At 69.9% G+C, this 831-nt stretch carries 1 protein-coding gene; it reads right to left on the bottom strand.

All coding sequences use genetic code 11. The features are described from left to right. Positions 1-176: 176 nt before the first annotated feature. Positions 177-831 (bottom strand): NAD(P)/FAD-dependent oxidoreductase (locus tag HUK84_RS20725; RefSeq protein ID WP_176641868.1); only part of this gene is annotated, 655 nt, incomplete at its 5' end.

Raw genomic sequence — 831 nt, 5'->3', positions numbered from 1 at the left:
ACGGGTCGTCCGCCGTCAGCATGGAAGGACGGGCCGCCGGCCGCTGGCCGGCCGGCGCTGGGTGGAACGCATCGCGGGCTCCGGGGCGGGTCGTGCGGCGATCGTATTACAAATCCACCCCGTGACAAATCCCGCGTTCAGGTCCGGGGTTCGGGCCCGGGATTCAGGTCCGGGAGTCAGGTGCGGTGCGGCACGCCCTTGCTGGTGGAATATTCGAAATGCAGCGCGGTGTCGGGCCGGACGATCGGGTGGATGGCATGGGCCGCCATCGCGCCCTCGCTGAATCCCTGCAGAATCAGCTTCAGCTTGCCTGGATAGGCGGCGACGTCGCCCACCGCGAAGACGCCCGGCAGGCTGGTCTCGCAGCTCGACGGCACGACGGGAATGGTGCTGCGGATCGAATCGATCCCCCATTGCGCGATCGGGCCCAGATCGGTCGACAGGCCGAAGAAGGGCAGCAGCCGGTTGCCGGGCAGGAGTCGCCGCTCGCCGTCCAGCGTCGCTACCTCGACGCCGTCCAGTTCGCCATCCACGCCCTGCAGGCCATGCAACTGATAGGGCACCACCTTCTCGATCCGTCCGGCCGCCACGGCCGCGTCGAGCTGGCGCAGGCTTTCCGGGGCGGCCCGGAAACGGTCGCGGCGATGGACCAGCCAGATCTTCTCGGCCACGTCCTGCAGCGACAGGGCCCAGTCGATGGCGGAATCGCCGCCGCCGGCGATGACGATGCGCGTGCCGGCGAATTCGGCCCGGCGCCGGACGTAATACTGCACCGCGCCGCTGGCCTCGAATCCCTCCAGCCCGGCCAAGGGCGGCCGGTTGGGGCCGAAG

It is taken from the genome of Nguyenibacter vanlangensis, assembly GCF_013376155.1.
Taxonomy (GTDB): domain Bacteria; phylum Pseudomonadota; class Alphaproteobacteria; order Acetobacterales; family Acetobacteraceae; genus Gluconacetobacter; species Gluconacetobacter vanlangensis.
The sequence above is the reverse complement of the archived record's forward strand: the minus strand, read 5'-3'. Positions and strand labels throughout refer to the sequence as shown.